The sequence below is a fragment of the Micropruina sp. genome, assembly GCF_047606365.1.
Lineage (GTDB): Bacteria > Actinomycetota > Actinomycetes > Propionibacteriales > Propionibacteriaceae > Micropruina.
In genome coordinates this window covers 15,278-30,905 of record NZ_JASGEN010000143.1, presented here as the reverse complement: position 1 = coordinate 30,905, position 15,628 = coordinate 15,278, and the positions used below count along the sequence as shown (strand labels likewise).

Here is a 15,628-nt window from a genome sequence, read left to right as displayed (position 1 = left end):
GTCGATGAAGTCACGCAGCGAGCAGGCCACGAAGAAGTACTGCTGCTGCAGCCGCAGCTCCTTGCCCTGCGGGGTGGAGTCCTCCGGATAGAGCACCTTGGAGATGTTCTCGGCGAAGGTCTGGGCACGCACCGCCTGGGCGTAGTCGCCGGCGTTGAAGATGCTCAGGTCGAACGCCTGGGTGGCCTGCGCGCTCCACAGCCGCAGCGTGTTCACCCGGCCGTTGAGGTAGCCGGGAACCATGTAGTTGTAGGGGACGCCCAGCACGTTCCAGGCCGGCACCCAGCGGGTGCGCTCGACGCCGTTGTCGTCGTAGGTCTCGGTGCTGCCGCCGAAGTTGACCTGGACGGCCGACTCGGGGTGGGGGATCTCCCACGGGTTGCCCAGGGTCAGCCACGAATCGGGCTGCTCGACCTGCTCGCCGTCGACGAAGGTCTGCCGGAAGATGCCGTACTCGTAGCGGATGCCGTAGCCGATACAGGGCACGTTCATGGTGGCCAGCGAGTCGATGAAGCAGGCGGCCAGCCGTCCCAGGCCGCCGTTGCCGAGACCGGGCTCGACCTCCTGGGCGCGCAGCGTGGCCAGGCTGAGGCCACAGGTCTGCAGCGCCTTGTCGGCGACGTCGTTGAGGTTGGCGGCCAGCAGGTTGTTGCCCAGCTGCCGTCCGAGCAGGTACTCCGCGGACAGATAGGCGACCGACTTGGGCGAGTTCTCGCGCTGCTTGCGGCTGGTCTCCAGCCAACGGGCGGTCAGGTAGTTGCGGACGGTGTGGGCCAGGGCGGTGTACTGATCGTTGATCGACGACCGGGACAGCGCCACACCGAGGTCGGTGTTCAACTCATGCAGGAATTCCTTGACGAAGCCGTCGACGGTGTGCGGCGGCGGGGTCACCGGGGCCAGTGCGAGCGGGTGGGTCTGCGGGAATTGAACTCCCCTGCGGTCCGGCCCGACGGCGGGCGTCTCATCGGCCGGGGTGAGCGGCGAAGGGGCTGACTCGGGCGCGCGTGACTCAGACATGAGGGATACCGTAGCCAACCAGTGTTACCGCCAGCACATCGGCCCATGATCGCAGACGTGTGCGAAACAGGGCGGATCGATGTGCTTCAGCAGTCGCCGGCCGGGTGGCGCTCCATGGCGTTGATCCAGTCGGGCTCGATCTGGCTCACCACGAGGCGAGCCGCCTCGCCCAGCGCGTCGAGTTGTTCGGGGGTGAGTAGGTCGATCACCAGTCGGCGCACCTCGTGGACGTGGGCGGGTGCCGACTCGACCAGCTTGCGACGTCCGGCCTCGGTGAGGTGGGCGTTGACGCAGCGGGCTTCGGCGCTGTGCCGTTCGATCCAGCCGGCCCGTTCGAGCCGGGCGACGGCGTGCGACAGTCGGGAGGGTGAGCCCTGGGTGTAGGCGGAAAGCTCACTCATCCGCAGCTTGCCGGCGGGCTGGTCGCTCAGCCTCGCCAGCACGTGGTACTCGAAGCTGTTCAGGCCGGAGTCGCGCTTGAGCTGCGCATCGAGCGCCGGCGGCAGCGCCATCATCAGGGCCAACAGCGACTTCCACTGGCGGAGTTGCTCGTCGGTGAGCCAACGGGGCTCAGACGTCTGCTCGGCCATCCCGTCAGCGTACCCCGAAGGGTCAGTTGAACATTCAAATCCGGTCGACTACAGTGATTTGAACATTCAACAACACATCCTCCAGGAGCCTTCCGTGAAACTTCTCCGCATCGACGCCAGCATCCAGGGCCCGCGCTCGGCCAGCAGCGCGCTCGCCGACCTGGCCACCGCCGAGTTCGTCGCCGGCCAGCCCGACGCGACGGTGCAGGCCCGCCACCTCGGCGCCGATCCGCTGCCGGCCGACCTGTGGGCCACCGCGGTGGGTGCGTCGTTCACCCCCGAGGCCGATCGCTCGCCCGAGCAGGCAGCCGCCGTCGCGCAGGCCAAGGAGCTCGCCGACGAACTCACCTCGGCCGACGCCGTGGTGCTCGCTCTGCCGCTCTACAACTGGGGCGTCTCGCAGCATGTGAAGACCTGGATCGACGTGGCGATCGCGGGCGCTCCGACCGGCACCCGGCTGCTGGACGGCACCCCCACCGTGCTGATCGCCACCCGGGGCGGCGGCTACGGCCCCGGCACCCCGAAGGAGGGCTGGGACCACAGCATCGACTACCTGCGCCGGATCGTCGGCGAGGTGTGGGGCGCCGACCTGACCGTGATCGAGCGGGAGCTGACCCTGGCCCGGGTCAGCCCGGCGATGGCCAGCCTGGTCGAGCTGGCCGACAGCCTGCAGCAGCAGGCCGAGCAGGCCGCCGTGGCGGCTGGTCGGAAGCTCGCCGTCCAGGTCGAGAAGCAGGCCGACGCCGCCTGATCCCGGGCGCGGCAGACTGGGCCGCATGGACGTCGCACAGGTCAGTCGGCTGACGGCCCGGTGGATCGAAAAGCTGCCCGGCACGGGCAGCACGGTCATCTCCGGATTCGGGGTCTGGCCGCTGCTCGCCCTGCTGGCGGAGGTCGCGGACGGCCCGGCCCGGGCTGAGCTGACCCAGGTCGCCTCCGGCTCATGGACCGACCTGCCGAACACGCCGGATCTGCGAATGGCGGTGGGCTTGTGGACCCGGTCGGACGTGCCGCTGCGGCCCGATCTGCCGGTGCCGGCAGAGATGCGTGGCGTCCTGACCGGCCAGCGCGCCCTGGATGCCTGGGTGACGGAACGCACCGGAGGCCTGCTCGAGCGGATGCCGGTCGATCTCGACGCCGGAGTCCTGCTGGTGCTGGCCTCCGCGCTCGCCGTCCGGACGGACTGGGTGTTGCCATTCGAGAGCAGTCCTCGCGGCTCGGTGTGGTGGCTGACCCGGCGCGATCATGACCTGGACAGCGTGCAACGCGTCGAGTCACCGAACGGCCCCCTGACGATCGTCACCGTGCTCGGCGAGGGTGACGTGGACGTCCGGTTGATCGCCGGCGAACGGCACCGCTCGTCCACCGATGTGCTGCTGGCCGGCCTGCGGGCCGCGAACGGCACCCCCGGCGGCGTCCTGCTCGCCGAAGCGGCCCTGGATGCCAGCCCGGCCCCGTCGGTGCGGGTGGTCAGCTCGACCTCGCCGGTGCCGACCGTGGCGCTGTCCATGCCCAGCTTCGAACTCAACGCCGAGCACGACCTGCTCGCCCACCCCGACGTCTTCGGACTGCGGGCGGCGACCGACCAGACCCGCGGGCATTTTCCCGGTCTCAGCCCGGTTCCGCTGACGGTCGGACAGGCGAAGCAGTCGATCATGGCCCGGTTCTCGGCGAAGGGCTTCGCCGCAGCCGCGGCCACCGCGATGTCGCTCCTCGCCGGCTCGGTGCCGAATCGGCTGTCACCGACTGGCCGTACGCTCCGCGTCGACCTGGACGGCCCGTTCGGGTTCGTCGCCGTTCACCGACCCACCGGTGCCCCGCTGGTCGCCGGCTGGGTGACCGAGGACGGACACGCTGCGTAGGGCTTGAAGCCCACCCAGCCTGGGACCGGGCGGGCACCCGTGGGATAATCGGCCGATCGGTCCGAGGCCGGTCATGCCGCAGCGCAGCGTGCGACCCGCGAACTCGGTTGTCTGAGTGCCGGAGGTGAAGCGTGGCCTGGATTCTGGCTGCCTGCCTGGGTGTCCTGCTGGTGAGTGCCGCCGGCCTGGCTTGGCGGTTCCGCCGCCAGCGGGAACTGCTGCGGTCCGAGAACGAGCGCTGGCGTGTGCTGGCTCGCGAGCGCGCCGCCCGGGTGGCCGTGGTGAGCCACGAGGTGCGCACGCCGGTGTCGCTGATCGGCGGCGCCTGTGAACTCCTGTTGGACGGCGCCGCCGGACCGTTGACCGATCGGCAGGAATCACTGCTGGACACCATCCGGGTGAAGTCCGACGAGGTGGGAGAACTGGCCAGGACCCTGCTCACCGACGCCAAGATCGATGCGCAGATCTTCCGGCTCAACCTGTCAATGGTCGACCCGCGCCGGCTGGCCACCGAGGTGGTCCGGGATCTGCGCCGGCTCTACCCGAACCGGATCACGCTGTCGGCCCGGGGTGCGATCCCGCGGCTGCCGGGTGACCGGGACCTGTTGCGCCAGGCGCTGATCAACCTGATCACCAACGCCGCTCGGCACGCCGGTGAAGGGGTGCGGATCGCGGTCACAGTGCGTTCGTCAGATGACGGCGTGCTGGTCACGGTGAGCGACGACGGCACGGGCATGTCGGCGGCCGAGCGGCGGGAGTTGTTCGCCAAGGAGTTGGCCGGCACGACTGACACGGGCACGGGGCTGGGCATGTTGATCACCCGCCGGATCGTCGAGCTGCACGGTGGCCGTTGCCTGATCGACACGATGGCCGACCGGGGGACGGCCGTAGTGTGCGCACTGCCGCGCACCGCCGAGGCGCGGCCCGGGCCGATCGAGGAGGGCCGATGACGAACCGTTCCACGATTCTGATCGTCGACGACGAGCCGCGGATGCTCGAGGTGCTCGAGGTGGCGCTGCAGGCTGCCGGATACCGGACGGTGACCGCCGCCGACGCAGGGGCGGCTTGGCGGTCGTTGACCACCGAACCGGTGGCGCTGATGGTGCTCGACATCATGCTGCCCGGCACCAGCGGCATCGAGCTGTGCCGGCGGGTGCGGGAGCATTCCGACGTGCCGATCGTCCTGTTGACCGCGCTGGGCGGTGACTCCGACCGGGTGCAAGGCCTCGAGGCCGGCGCCGACGACTACGTCACGAAGCCGTTCAGCCCCCGTGAACTGGTGCTGCGGGTGGCCGCGATCCTGCGTCGGGTGAGCCATCGGGATCCGCAGGCAATGGCCAGCACTCGGCGCAGCCTCGGCGAGTTACGGCTGGACGCCACCCAGGTCGCCGGCAGCTACCAGGACCGGGATCTGCACCTGACCGCCACCGAGTTCCGGCTGCTCTGGCTGCTGATGGAGCGGCCCGGCGAGACCGTCGGGGTCGAGTTGCTCGCGGACTCGCTGGGCTCGGCACCCGAATGGGGCGGCCGCGGGTCGCTGCGAACCGCCATCTATCGGCTCCGCGGCAAGCTCACCACGCCCACCGGAGGTATGCAGATCGTCACCGATCACGGTCGCGGATACCGCCTGATCGAAGGTCGGTGAGAAACGTCACCGAATGGTGACGCCCGGTCCCGATTCCGAGGGGTTCGGCCCCCTCAGGTGCTTCCTATGATCCAGCCAAGGACCGCTGACGGTCCCAGAATCAAGGGAGATTTCGGGATGAAAAGGATCAAAAGGGCCGTGCTCGCGGGCGGCACAGTCGCCGCCCTGGCATTGGCCGGCTGCGCCGTCGAGCCGGGCACCCAGGGAGGTTCGAGCAACACGCTCACCGTCGCCTGTGGTGCCACCGAAGAGTGGTGCAAGGCGATGACCGACGCCTTCTCGGCCAAGACCGGCATCCAGACGTCGTTCGTCCGGCTCAGTTCGGGTGAGACAGTGGCCCGCCTCACGGCAACCAAGAACGCGCCGGAGTTCGACGTCTGGCACGGCGGCCCGGCCGATGGCTTCGGAGCCGCGATGGAGGCCGGGCTGATCGAGCCCTACACCGCCGAGAACGCGGCCAAGATCCCCGCCAAGTACAAGGATCCGAACGGCAACTGGACCGGCGTCTACGTGGGTGCGCTGGGCTTCTGCTCGAACCAGGCCAGGCTGAAGGACAAGGGTTTGGGCCTGCCGCAGTCCTGGGACGACCTGCTCGACCCGAAGCTGAAGTCGCAGGTCTCCACCGCGCACCCGTCGACCTCGGGCACCGCGTTCACCACGCTGTGGACGCAGGTCGCCCGGCTGGGTTCCGAGGACAAGGCCATCGACTGGATGAAGAAGCTGCACTCCAATGTGTTGCAGTACACCAAGTCGGGGACAGCCCCGGGCCAGATCGCCGGTCGTGGCGAGGTGGCCGTCGGCCTGGTGTTCAGCCATGACTGCGTGCTCTACAAGGAACGCGGCATGACCGACCTGGAGGTGTCGTTCCCGAAGGAGGGCACCGGCTACGAGATCGGTGGTGTGGCGGTCATCAAGGGAGGCAAGAACGCCGAAGGCGCCAAGCAGTACGTGAACTGGGCACTGTCCGCAGAGGCGCAGGAACTCGGCCCGGGCGCTGGCTCCTACCAGTTGCCGACCAACCCGGACGCCAAGCTCGACTCGCGCATGGTCGACCTGAACACGATCAAGCTCGTCGACTACGACTTCGCGAAAGCGGCGGCCCACAAGAAGGAGCTCACCGCACGCTTCGACGCCGAAGTCGCGGCGCAGCCCAAGGAATGAGCCGGTGACCGCTCCTGCGACCGCGGCCGGGAACTCCCGGCCGCGGACCCGGCGGAAGGCGGTCGACCCCACCACCGTCGGGGTCGTCGTCCTGGTCGTCGGCATTCTGGCCCTGCTGATCATCTACCCGCTGTCCACCGTGTTCGTTCAGGCGCTCGGTCCGGTCGGCTGGGAGATCGTCACCTCGATGATCACCAATCCGGTGAACCGGACGATCGTCGGCAACACCTTCCTGCTCGGTCTGCTGGTCGGCGTGATCGGCACGGTTCTCGGGTTCCTGCTCGCCTACGTGCAGGTGATGGTGCGGTTCAAGGGCAAGAAGATCATGCATCTGCTCTGCCTGCTGCCGGTGGTGTCGCCCCCGTTCGCCGTAGCCACCGCCGTGATCACCCTGCTCGGCCGGCGCGGCCTGGTCACCAACGGGATCTTCGGCTGGGAGACCAACATCTACGGCCTCCCCGGCCTGGTGCTGGTGCTGGTGCTGTCCTTCTTCCCGGTGGCCTACATGAACTTCAAGGGCATGCTGGAGAACCTCGATCCGGCCCTGGACGATGCCGCGGCCAACCTGGGGGCGTCGCGCTGGCGCGCCTTCTGGAGAGTCACCCTGCCGATGCTCGTCCCCGGCTTCGCGGCTTCCTTCCTGTTGCTGTTCGTCGAGGCGATCGCCGACCTGGCCAATCCGCTGGTGATCGGCGGCGACTTCACCGTGCTGGCTTCGCGAGCGTTCATCGCGATCACCGGTGAGTACGACGTGGCGGCCGGTTCGGCCTATTCGCTGGTGTTGCTGATGCCGGCGGTACTGGTGTTCCTGGTCCAGCAGTACTGGGTGGCGCGGAAGAGCACGGTGACGGTCACCGGCAAGCCGGCCGGTGCTCGGCGCCAGCTCACCCACGCCTCCGGACGGGTGCCGCTGCTCGCCTTCGCGGTCGTCGTCGGCCTCGTGGTGGTGGGCATCTACGCCACTGTGCTGGCCGGTGCGTTCACCTCCATCCTGGGTATCAACAACACGTTCACCTTGGACAATTTCCGCTACGTGCTCAGCGGGATCGGCAACGAGGCGATCGCCGACACCACGGTGCTGGCGCTGATCGCGACGCCGGTCGCCGGCCTGCTCGGCATGTTGATCGCCTGGCTGGTGGTGCGCAAGCTCAAACGGGGCAACGGCCTGCTGGACTTCCTCGGCATGCTCGGCCTCGCCGTCCCCGGGACGGTGATCGGCATCGGCTACGCGATCGCCTTCAACAACCCGCTGATCTTCGGCAACCGGATGTTCCTGCCCGCGCTGGGCGGCGGGTCGGCACTGTTCGGCGGGGCCATCGCCATCGTGATGGTCTATGTGATCCGGTCGGTGCCCTCGGGCCAGCGGTCCGGCATCGCATCCCTGAAACAGATCGACCCCAGCATCGACGAGGCCGCCGCCTCGCTGGGCGCGGACAGTGTGACCACGTTCCGCAAGGTCACCTTGCCGCTGATCCGGCCGGCCTTCCTGTCCGGCCTGATCTATGCGTTCGCCCGATCGATGACGACCCTGTCACCGATCATCTTCATCACCACACCGCAGACCAGGATCATGACGAAGCAGATCCTGGCCGAGGTCGACGCGGGCCGGTTCGGCAACGCGTTCGCGTTCTGCACCCTGCTGCTGATCATCGTGGTGGCCGTCATGGGCCTGATGAGCCTGTTGGTGCACGGTCGCTCCGACGTTCGGACGGCGACGAATCTTGGAGGAGGAGCATGACCATCGCGCAGGCGCGGACCGCCGACACCGGACGGATCGAGATCAGCCAACTGGTCAAGGAGTTCATCGGCCGTGACGGCCCGACCACCGCGGTCGATCATGTCGACCTGCACACCGAGCCGGGTGAGTTCATCACGCTGCTGGGGCCGTCCGGCTGTGGGAAGACAACGACCCTGCGGATGGTGGCCGGGTTCGAGCATCCGACCTCGGGCGACATCCGGTTGGACGGCGACGACATGACCCGGCTGACCCCGGACAAGCGTCCGATGTCGATGGTGTTCCAGAGCTACGCCCTGTTCCCCCACCTGAGTGTGCGGGACAACATCGCCTTCGGGCTCAAGCTGCAGCGGTTGAACGCCAAGGACATGAACGACGCCATCGAGGGTGCGCTGGTGTCGATGGATCTGGTGAAGCTGGCCGACCGGGCGCCGAACCAGCTCTCCGGCGGCCAGCAGCAGCGGGTGGCGCTGGCCCGGGCCATGGTGATGCGGCCGAAGGTGCTGTTGTTCGACGAACCCCTGTCGAACCTGGACGCCAAGCTGCGGGTGCAGATGCGCACCGAGATCCGCGGGCTGCAGCAGCGGCTCGGGATCACCGCGCTGTACGTCACCCACGACCAGGACGAGGCGATGTCGCTGTCGGACCGGATCGTGGTGATGAACAAGGGCCGGATCGAACAGATGGGCACGCCGGACGAGATCTACCGGCGACCGGCCACCGTGTTCGTGGCCGACTTCATCGGCAGCGCCAACTTCCTGGAACCGTCGGCGGTCAGCTTCGCCGGCGGGGTGGCCAACGTCAGGGTGCTCGGGTCGGAACGCCCCCTGCCGTACGCGCCGGGCGCCGAGCAGGCCGAGAACCATTCGGTGCTGGTGCGTCCCGAATCCGTGCACGTGCAGCGTGCGCGCGAGGTGCCCACCGAGGGCGATGCCGTCGTCGGTGGACGCGGACGGGTGCTGCGGGCGGTGTTCTACGGGGCGGTCGTCGAGTACGAGATCGACACCAACGCGGGCACCATCGTGGCCGTGGTCGCCGACCCCGACCCGTCCGCGATCCTGCACGAGGGCGACCTGGTGGAGGTGGACTTCCCGCCGTCCCGGGGTTGGCTGTTGCCGGCCTGAGCAGACCTCCGCGGCCGGCCGGGTAGCTTCGGAGGATGGCAGACCTTCGCGGCATCGTCGCCTTGGCGATGGTCCTGACCCTGGCCGGCTGCGGCGCCCCGCAGCCCACTCCCATGGAAACCCCGCCGGGGTCGGCGGCGGTCACGCCGAGCGTGCCGCCGTCGGTCCCGGCCACAGCGAGCCTGCCGGCGGCCGAGCCGCTGAGCGGCACCCCGTTCGCGGTCCAAGAACTCGGCCGGTTCGACGAGCCGTGGGCGATGACCTTCCTGACCGACGGCGACGCCCTGATCACCGAACGGGCCGGACGCCTCGTGCTGCGGTACGCCGACGGACGCAGCACCGAGGTGGCCGGCGTCCCCGAGGTGGTGCACCAGGGTCAGGGCGGGCTCGGCGACGTCATCGTGTCGCCGGACTTCGCCACCGACCGCACCGTCTACCTCAGCTGGGCCGCACGGGGAACCGGTGGTTCCGGCGCCGAGGTCGGCCGGGCCACCCTGGTCACCGACGCCAACGGCGCTCGGCTGGACGGCCTGAGCGTGATCTGGCGGCAACAGCCCAAGACCAGCGGCAGCGGACACTACGGCCACCGGCTGACCTTCTCGCCCGACGGCAGCCACCTGTTCGTCACCTCCGGCGAGCGGCAGAAGATGACGCCGGCCCAGGACCGCAGCAACACCCTGGGCACCATCGTCGCCATGGATCCCGACGGCGGCAACGCCGAAATCTGGAGCTACGGTCACCGCAACCCGCTGGGCATCGCCTTCGACGCCGCCGGCAACCTGTGGAGCTCGGAGATGGGCCCGCAGGGCGGCGATGAGCTGAACCTGATCAGGCAGGGCCGCAATTACGGCTGGCCGCTGGCCTCCAACGGCTCGCATTACGGCGGGGCCGACATTCCCGACCACAAGCCGGGGGACGGCTTCGAGGCCCCGAAGGTGTGGTGGAACCCGAGCGTCTCGCCGGGCAGCCTGATGATCTACTCGGGGTCGATGTACCCGCAATGGCGGGGCGACGCGTTCATCGGTGCGCTGTCCGGCCAGGCGCTGATCCGGGTCGACCTGGACGGCACGAACGCCCGCAAGGGTGACCAGTGGGACTTCGGCGACCGCGTCCGTGAGGTTGAACAGGCGCCCGACGGCTCGATCTGGGTGCTCACCGACGGTTCCGACGGACGGCTGCTGCGGCTCACCCCCGGCTGACCGGGCCGCGCGGCGTGTTCAGTCGATGACGACAGGGGTGTCGAACGGTTCGACGCAGAACACCGGCAGCGGACGGCAACCGAGCTCGGTGGTCGACACCCGTGCGGCGCGGTCCACCACGACCCACGAACCCTTGTCGCCGGGCACATCCTGGGGCAGCGCGTCGAACGTCACCCAGACGGCACCGATCGGGGTGCGCAACGCGTTGCCGCGGCAGTCGGCGTCCCAGTGTCGGATCGCGGTCGTGGGCGTCGAGTAGAACAACGATCGGCAGCGCTGCACCGACTCCGGGTCACGCCAACGCTTGCCGAACCGTTGCTCGGCACTGGGCAGAGCGGCGATCCGGGCCTCGGTCTCGGCCGGCGTCCGGGTGGTCGGGTAGAAGGTGACTGCCCGCAGGGTGCATTCCTGGCGATAGCGGACGACCATCCAGCCCTGGTCGCTGTGCGCCACCACGCAGGTGTAGCCGAGTTGTCGCCCGGCGGGCTCACCCAGCTCCGCCGCCAGCAGGCGGGCGTCCTCGTGCACGGACGCCTCGAACGATGCGCGCTGGGCGTCCAGGCCCGCGGCCAGGTCGGCCCGCGCCCGAGCCTGCAGGATCGGCGGCTGGGCGACCAGCCAGACCAGCCATCCGGCCAGCAGCACGGCCACCCCGATGCCGATGACGCGGAGCGTGCGCCGCGGCCGTCCGGGCGCTGAGGAGGAACGCATGGGCACACGCTAAGGCGGATCCGGTCCATGTTTCACACTGGATGCGTGAAAAACCTTTCAGTTCGGTTTGCTGAGAACACCCTTACCTCACGGTGCCGCCACGCCTAGATTGGTGGGCAGCATGGCGCCGACACTGATCGTCGGACGCTTGGGACATCGGCTCAGTGCGGAGTCGGGACAGGGAGTACCAGATGGGCAACAGCGATCCGTTGGTCATTGCGATCGACACGTCGACCACCTCGACGAAGGCGATCATCGTCGATCCGAACGGCAATGTGCTGTCACAGGCCAAGCAGGAGTTTCCGCTGAGCAATCCGCGGACCAGCTTCTACGAGCATGATCCGCTGGACTGGTGGAACACCACCAACGCCACCGTCGGCAAGGCCATCGCCGGGCTGAAGAAGAAGCAGCGCAAGCGAATCGCCGCGATGGCGATGACGCATCAGCGCGAGACCTTCGCCCCCTTCGACGAGGACGGTGTGCCGCTGCGTTCGGGCATCATCTGGATGGACGGCCGCGCCGCCGACCAGATCCGCCGCTACGGCACCCCCGAGATCCACGCGCTCTCCGGTAAGCCGGCCGACATCACCCCGGCGCTGTACAAGCTGGCCTGGGTCAAGGAGAACCAGCCCGAGATCCTGCCCGAGGCCTTCAAGGTCGTCGACGTCCACGGCTACCTGGTCTTCAAGCTGACCGGCCAGTGGGTCAGCTCGGTGGCCTGTGCCGATTCGCTCGGCCTGTTCGACATCGCCAAGCAGGACTACGACCCCGGCCTGCTCGAGATCGCCGGCGTCCGCCGCGACCAGATGAGCGACCTGAAGAAGCCGGGCGAGATCATCGCCGAGATCGATCCGTCGATCACCCACAACTGGGGTCTGGACCACACCATTCCGCTGGTGGCCGGCATGGGCGACGGCCAGGCGGCCGGCGTCGGTGCGGCCGCGGTGTCGGCCGACACCATGTACCTGAACCTGGGCACCGCAGTGGTGGCCGGCGTGCACGGTCCCGATTACGCCTACGGCAAGGCGTACCGGACGCTGGCCGCGGGCATCCCGGACTGGTACGACTTCGAGTTGCTGGTCAGCTCGGGCGCCTACCTGGCCACCTGGTTCCGTGAGGCGCTGGGCAACCCGGCACTCGGTGCTCGGCCCGACCCCGAGCTGGAGGCCGGTGCGGTGGCGCTGCCGGTGGGTTCGCTGGGCCTGATCACCATGCCCTACTGGAACGCCGTCCAGACCCCGCACTGGGATCCGGTCGCCCGCGGCGCCGTCGTCGGCTGGCGCGGTATCCACAAGCGTCCGGCGATGTACCGCTCCATCCTGGAGGCGATCGGCATCGAGATGCGCAACGGCCTGGAGGGCCTGGAGGCCGACACCGGCACCAAGGTCACCCAGATCCGGGCGATGGGCGGCGGCACCCGCAGCCCGCTGTGGCGGCAGATCATGACCGACGCGATGGGTGTTCCGATCACCGCCTGCCTCGAGGACGAGATCTCCGCGATGGGTGCGGCCGTGGCCGCCATGTCGGTGACCGGTGTGCACGGCGAGCCCGACATCGCCGTCTACGCCGAGAAGATGGCGCAGTTCGGCGACACCACCGAGCCCGACCGGGACAACTACGAGCTCTACGGTGAGGTGGCCGCGATTCAGAAGAAGCTCTACCCGGCGCTGCAGGAGGTGAACGAAGACATCCACTCCTTCATGGAGCGGCATCCGGGCTGAGTCCTCGACACGGGAGGCGTCGGCATCGACGCCTCCCGTGTTGTCGCCCTTTCCCCTGCAGGACGAACGACGAGGAGTACACATGCGTGCCTACATGTTCCACGGACCCGGCGATCTCCGACTGGAGGACGTCGAGCCCGGCAAGCCCGGTCCGGGGGAGGTCGCCGTCGAGATCAAGGCGGCGGCCACCTGCGGCACCGATCTGAAGAGTTACCGCCGCGGTCACCCCACCCTGTTCCCGACGCTGCCTGCCCGGTTCGGCCACGAGTTCGCCGGGATCGTCACCGAAGTCGGCGAAGGGGTCACCAAATTCGCTCCCGGCCAGCGAGTCGTGGCCGCCAACACCTGCCCGTGCGGCTCGTGCTGGGCCTGCACCATCGGCCGCGAATCGCTGTGTGAGAACCTGCAATACCTCAACGGGGCGTTCGCCGAGCAGATCGTGATCCCCAAGGCGATCGTCGAACGCAACACCTACGAGATCCCCGAGACGCTGCCCTTCGAGGCCGCAGCACCGCTCGAGCCGCTGTCGACGGTCGTCCACGGCATGGCCGAGAGCGGCATCGCACTCGGTGACACCGTGGTGGTCAACGGCGCCGGCCCGATCGGCCAGATGTACATCCGGCTCGCCCAGCTGCGCGGGGCATCGGTGATCTCGGCGGACATGTCGGCCGGACGGCTGGCCCAGGCCGAGGCGGCCGGCGCGATCGCCACGGTGAACCTGAGCGAGTACGAAACCACCGCCGAGCGGGCCGCCGCGATCCGGGCGATCACCCCGCACGGACGCGGTGCCGACGTCGCTGTTGAGGCGGTCGGTCTGCCCGAAGTGTGGGAGCAGACCGTGCAGTGCCTGCGTCCGGGCGGTACCGCCGTATTGTTCGGCGGGCCGAAGGCGGGATCCACGTTCACCGTGGACGCCGTCGCCATGCACTACAAGGAATACAAGATGGTCGGCGTCTACCATCACGCACCGCGGTATGTGCAGATCGCCGTCCACCTGCTGTCGACCGGAAAGTTCGACGGCTTGACGCTGTGCACCGAGGTGCGTCCGCTCGAAGCGCTGGTCGAGTCGCTGGAGGACATGTCCCGCGGCGTCGGCAGCAAATACATCCTGAGGCCGTGAGGAGAAACTGATGCTTTTGGCAAACGAACGCGAGCAGATCGTCGAGGCCTGCCGGTTCATGCAACGCGAAGGGCTGGTGGTCGGCACCGCCGGCAACGTGTCGGTGCGGGTCGGCGACCAGGTGGCCATCTCGCCCAGCGGCGTGGCCTACGAGTCGATGCGGGCAGAGGACGTCGTGGTCACCGACCTCGACGGCACCATTCTGGAAGGCGCGCTGAAGCCGTCCAGTGAACTGCCGCTGCACCTGGCGGTGTACGCGTCCACGCCGGCCGGGGCGATCACCCACAACCACGCCCCGGCGTCCACCGCGCTGGGTCTGGTGGTCGACGAGATTCCGCATTCGCACTACTACTCGGCGATGTTCGGCGGGACGGTGCGGGTGGCGCCGTTCGCACTGTTCGGCACTGACCAGTTGGCGATCAACGTGGCCGACGCGCTGCACGAGCGCACCGGTGCGCTGATGGCCAACCACGGCGCCATCACCACCGGCGCCACCCTGGACAAGGCGCTCTCGCTGCTGCCGTACCTCGAATACATCTGCGAGATCCAGCTGCGTGCGATGGCCACCGGTCAGCCGGTCAAGCAGATCACCGACGACGAGATGGCCCAGGCGGTCGTCGGCATGTCCACCTACGGGCAGCAACCACGAAAGGAAGGCTGAACCATGGCGGTAATCACGATTCTCGGCGCAGGAGCGATGGGCTCCGCGCTGGCCACCCCGCTCACCCAGGCCGGTTGGGAAACCCGGTTGTGGGGGACCTGGCTGGACGACCACCTGCTCGACGCCTGCGAGGCCGGCAAGCCGCATCCGCGGACCAACGTCCCGCTGGCTCCCGGCACCAAGCTGTACCGCTCCGACCAGCTCGACGAGGCGCTCGAGGGTGCCGACGCGGTGTTCATCGCGGTGGCGTCGGTCGGTGTGCCGAAGATCACCGAGATGGCGCTCGGCGCGATCTCGAAGGCGTCGGTGCTGCTCTGCACCTCGAAGGGTTTCTGGACCGATCCGGACGGCCGCGTCCAGCTGCTGCCGGACGCCATTCGCACCATCGCCGCCGAGAAGGGTGCCCTGCTGCCCCCGATCGTCGGCGTGGGCGGGCCGTGCAAGGCCAACGAGGTGGCCGAGGGCAAGCCGACGGCGACCATCTACGGCTCGCTGGATGAGGCGACGGCGATCCGGATGGCCCGGGAGATCTCCACCGACGTGTACCGGATCGAACCCACCTCGGACGAGGTCGGCGTCGAGGTGTGTGCGCCGATGAAGAACGTCTACGCGATCGCGCTCGGCCTGGCCGACGGCCTCGAAGAGGGCACCGGTTTCCCGCACCACAACCTGAAGTCGGCGATCTTCGCCCAGGCGGTGCGCGAGATGTCGATCGTGTCGACCGAGCTGGGTGCCCGTCCGGAGACCGCGTTCGGCCTGGCCGGCGTGGGTGACCTGGAGGTCACCGGACTGTCCGGCCGGAACAAGGTCTACGGCCTGCGGATCGGCCGCGGCGAGGGCGCCAAGGACGCGCTGGCCGCCATGGAGGCCGCCGAGCAGACCGTCGAGGGTGTCCCGGCCGCCGGCCTGGCGCTCACCCTGGTGCAGCAGCGCGAGGGCCTGCTGGAGCGGCTGCCGCTGCTGAAGGCGGTCACCGCGATCATCGCCGGCGCAGAGGATCCGGCCGCGCTGGCCACCGCGGCCGCGTTGCCCGCGCGCGTCTGAGAGTTGTGACGGTTCGGCCGGTCGGTTCTGCGGAACCG

Annotated in this window: 15 protein-coding genes; 12 read left to right on the top strand and 3 right to left on the bottom strand. The window is 68.8% G+C overall.

All coding sequences use genetic code 11. The features are described 5' to 3' along the window. Window positions 1-1,017 (bottom strand): glycogen/starch/alpha-glucan phosphorylase (locus tag QM624_RS16540; protein ID WP_415093804.1); only part of this gene is annotated, 1,017 nt, incomplete at its 3' end. 86 nt (window positions 1,018-1,103) lie between these two features. Continuing rightward, window positions 1,104-1,607 (bottom strand): MarR family winged helix-turn-helix transcriptional regulator, encoded by a 504-nt coding sequence (locus QM624_RS16535; protein WP_415093802.1) that lies wholly within the window; start codon window positions 1,605-1,607, stop codon window positions 1,104-1,106. A 94-nt stretch (window positions 1,608-1,701) separates the two neighbouring features. On the opposite strand from QM624_RS16535, the gene QM624_RS16530 reads away from it, so the two are divergent. From QM624_RS16530 to QM624_RS16495, 8 genes are all read left to right on the top strand, one after another. Then, window positions 1,702-2,358, top strand: coding sequence for an FMN-dependent NADH-azoreductase (locus QM624_RS16530; RefSeq protein WP_415093799.1), 657 nt, complete (start codon window positions 1,702-1,704; stop codon window positions 2,356-2,358). Window positions 2,359-2,383: 25 nt separating this feature from the next. Further along, window positions 2,384-3,469: a serpin family protein gene (locus QM624_RS16525; protein WP_415093797.1), complete on the top strand. Its 1,086-nt coding sequence runs from the start codon at window positions 2,384-2,386 to the stop codon at window positions 3,467-3,469. Between the two features lie 131 nt (window positions 3,470-3,600). Further along, entirely contained in the window at window positions 3,601-4,419 is an 819-nt protein-coding gene (locus tag QM624_RS16520; protein ID WP_415093795.1) for a sensor histidine kinase, read from the top strand. Then, window positions 4,416-5,114 carry a response regulator transcription factor gene (locus tag QM624_RS16515; protein ID WP_415093793.1) on the top strand — a complete coding sequence of 233 codons (699 nt, stop codon included), beginning with the start codon at window positions 4,416-4,418 and terminating at the stop codon, window positions 5,112-5,114. The genes QM624_RS16520 and QM624_RS16515 overlap by 4 nt, the downstream gene beginning before the upstream one ends. Before the next feature lie 117 nt (window positions 5,115-5,231). Beyond that, the gene (locus QM624_RS16510; protein WP_415093791.1) at window positions 5,232-6,275 is read left to right on the top strand and encodes an ABC transporter substrate-binding protein; all 1,044 of its coding nucleotides are present in this window, start codon (window positions 5,232-5,234) and stop codon (window positions 6,273-6,275) included. 4 nt (window positions 6,276-6,279) lie between these two features. Beyond that, window positions 6,280-8,013, top strand: coding sequence for an ABC transporter permease (locus QM624_RS16505; RefSeq protein ID WP_415093789.1), 1,734 nt, complete (start codon window positions 6,280-6,282; stop codon window positions 8,011-8,013). Then, window positions 8,010-9,134 (top strand): ABC transporter ATP-binding protein, encoded by a 1,125-nt coding sequence (locus tag QM624_RS16500; RefSeq protein ID WP_415093787.1) that lies wholly within the window; start codon window positions 8,010-8,012, stop codon window positions 9,132-9,134. The genes QM624_RS16505 and QM624_RS16500 overlap by 4 nt, the downstream gene beginning before the upstream one ends. 35 nt (window positions 9,135-9,169) lie before the next feature. Continuing rightward, window positions 9,170-10,333 carry a PQQ-dependent sugar dehydrogenase gene (locus QM624_RS16495; protein ID WP_415093785.1) on the top strand — a complete coding sequence of 388 codons (1,164 nt, stop codon included), beginning with the start codon at window positions 9,170-9,172 and terminating at the stop codon, window positions 10,331-10,333. Window positions 10,334-10,351: 18 nt separating this feature from the next. Here the strand turns inward: QM624_RS16495 and QM624_RS16490 are convergent, their stop codons facing one another. Beyond that, window positions 10,352-11,044, bottom strand: coding sequence for a hypothetical protein (locus QM624_RS16490; protein WP_415093783.1), 693 nt, complete (start codon window positions 11,042-11,044; stop codon window positions 10,352-10,354). A gap of 191 nt (window positions 11,045-11,235) precedes the next feature. Between QM624_RS16490 and QM624_RS16485 the strand changes: the two genes are divergently transcribed. The 4 genes from QM624_RS16485 to QM624_RS16470 all read left to right on the top strand — a co-directional run bounded on the left by QM624_RS16485 (window position 11,236) and on the right by QM624_RS16470 (window position 15,590). Continuing rightward, entirely contained in the window at window positions 11,236-12,765 is a 1,530-nt protein-coding gene (locus QM624_RS16485; RefSeq protein ID WP_415093781.1) for a xylulokinase, read from the top strand. A gap of 82 nt (window positions 12,766-12,847) precedes the next feature. Then, entirely contained in the window at window positions 12,848-13,885 is a 1,038-nt protein-coding gene (locus tag QM624_RS16480; RefSeq protein WP_415093779.1) for a zinc-dependent alcohol dehydrogenase, read from the top strand. Between the two features lie 10 nt (window positions 13,886-13,895). After that, window positions 13,896-14,546 carry a class II aldolase/adducin family protein gene (locus QM624_RS16475; RefSeq protein ID WP_298130769.1) on the top strand — a complete coding sequence of 217 codons (651 nt, stop codon included), beginning with the start codon at window positions 13,896-13,898 and terminating at the stop codon, window positions 14,544-14,546. A 3-nt stretch (window positions 14,547-14,549) separates the two neighbouring features. Next, the gene (locus tag QM624_RS16470; RefSeq protein WP_415093777.1) at window positions 14,550-15,590 is read left to right on the top strand and encodes an NAD(P)H-dependent glycerol-3-phosphate dehydrogenase; all 1,041 of its coding nucleotides are present in this window, start codon (window positions 14,550-14,552) and stop codon (window positions 15,588-15,590) included. The last annotated feature ends 38 nt before the right edge of the window (window positions 15,591-15,628 follow it).

What these genes read in the sequence shown, in the direction of transcription:
- QM624_RS16510 (WP_415093791.1), top strand. Translation starts at nt 5,232, where the DNA reads ATGAAAAGGATCAAAAGGGCCGTGCTCGCGGGCGGCACAGTCGCCGCC.
- QM624_RS16515 (WP_415093793.1), top strand. Translation starts at nt 4,416, where the DNA reads ATGACGAACCGTTCCACGATTCTGATCGTCGACGACGAGCCGCGGATG.
- QM624_RS16485 (WP_415093781.1), top strand. Translation starts at nt 11,236, where the DNA reads ATGGGCAACAGCGATCCGTTGGTCATTGCGATCGACACGTCGACCACC.
- QM624_RS16495 (WP_415093785.1), top strand. Translation starts at nt 9,170, where the DNA reads ATGGCAGACCTTCGCGGCATCGTCGCCTTGGCGATGGTCCTGACCCTG.
- QM624_RS16475 (WP_298130769.1), top strand. Translation starts at nt 13,896, where the DNA reads ATGCTTTTGGCAAACGAACGCGAGCAGATCGTCGAGGCCTGCCGGTTC.
- QM624_RS16490 (WP_415093783.1), bottom strand. Translation starts at nt 11,044, where the DNA reads ATGCGTTCCTCCTCAGCGCCCGGACGGCCGCGGCGCACGCTCCGCGTC.
- QM624_RS16525 (WP_415093797.1), top strand. Translation starts at nt 2,384, where the DNA reads ATGGACGTCGCACAGGTCAGTCGGCTGACGGCCCGGTGGATCGAAAAG.
- QM624_RS16535 (WP_415093802.1), bottom strand. Translation starts at nt 1,607, where the DNA reads ATGGCCGAGCAGACGTCTGAGCCCCGTTGGCTCACCGACGAGCAACTC.
- QM624_RS16480 (WP_415093779.1), top strand. Translation starts at nt 12,848, where the DNA reads ATGCGTGCCTACATGTTCCACGGACCCGGCGATCTCCGACTGGAGGAC.
- QM624_RS16470 (WP_415093777.1), top strand. Translation starts at nt 14,550, where the DNA reads ATGGCGGTAATCACGATTCTCGGCGCAGGAGCGATGGGCTCCGCGCTG.
- QM624_RS16500 (WP_415093787.1), top strand. Translation starts at nt 8,010, where the DNA reads ATGACCATCGCGCAGGCGCGGACCGCCGACACCGGACGGATCGAGATC.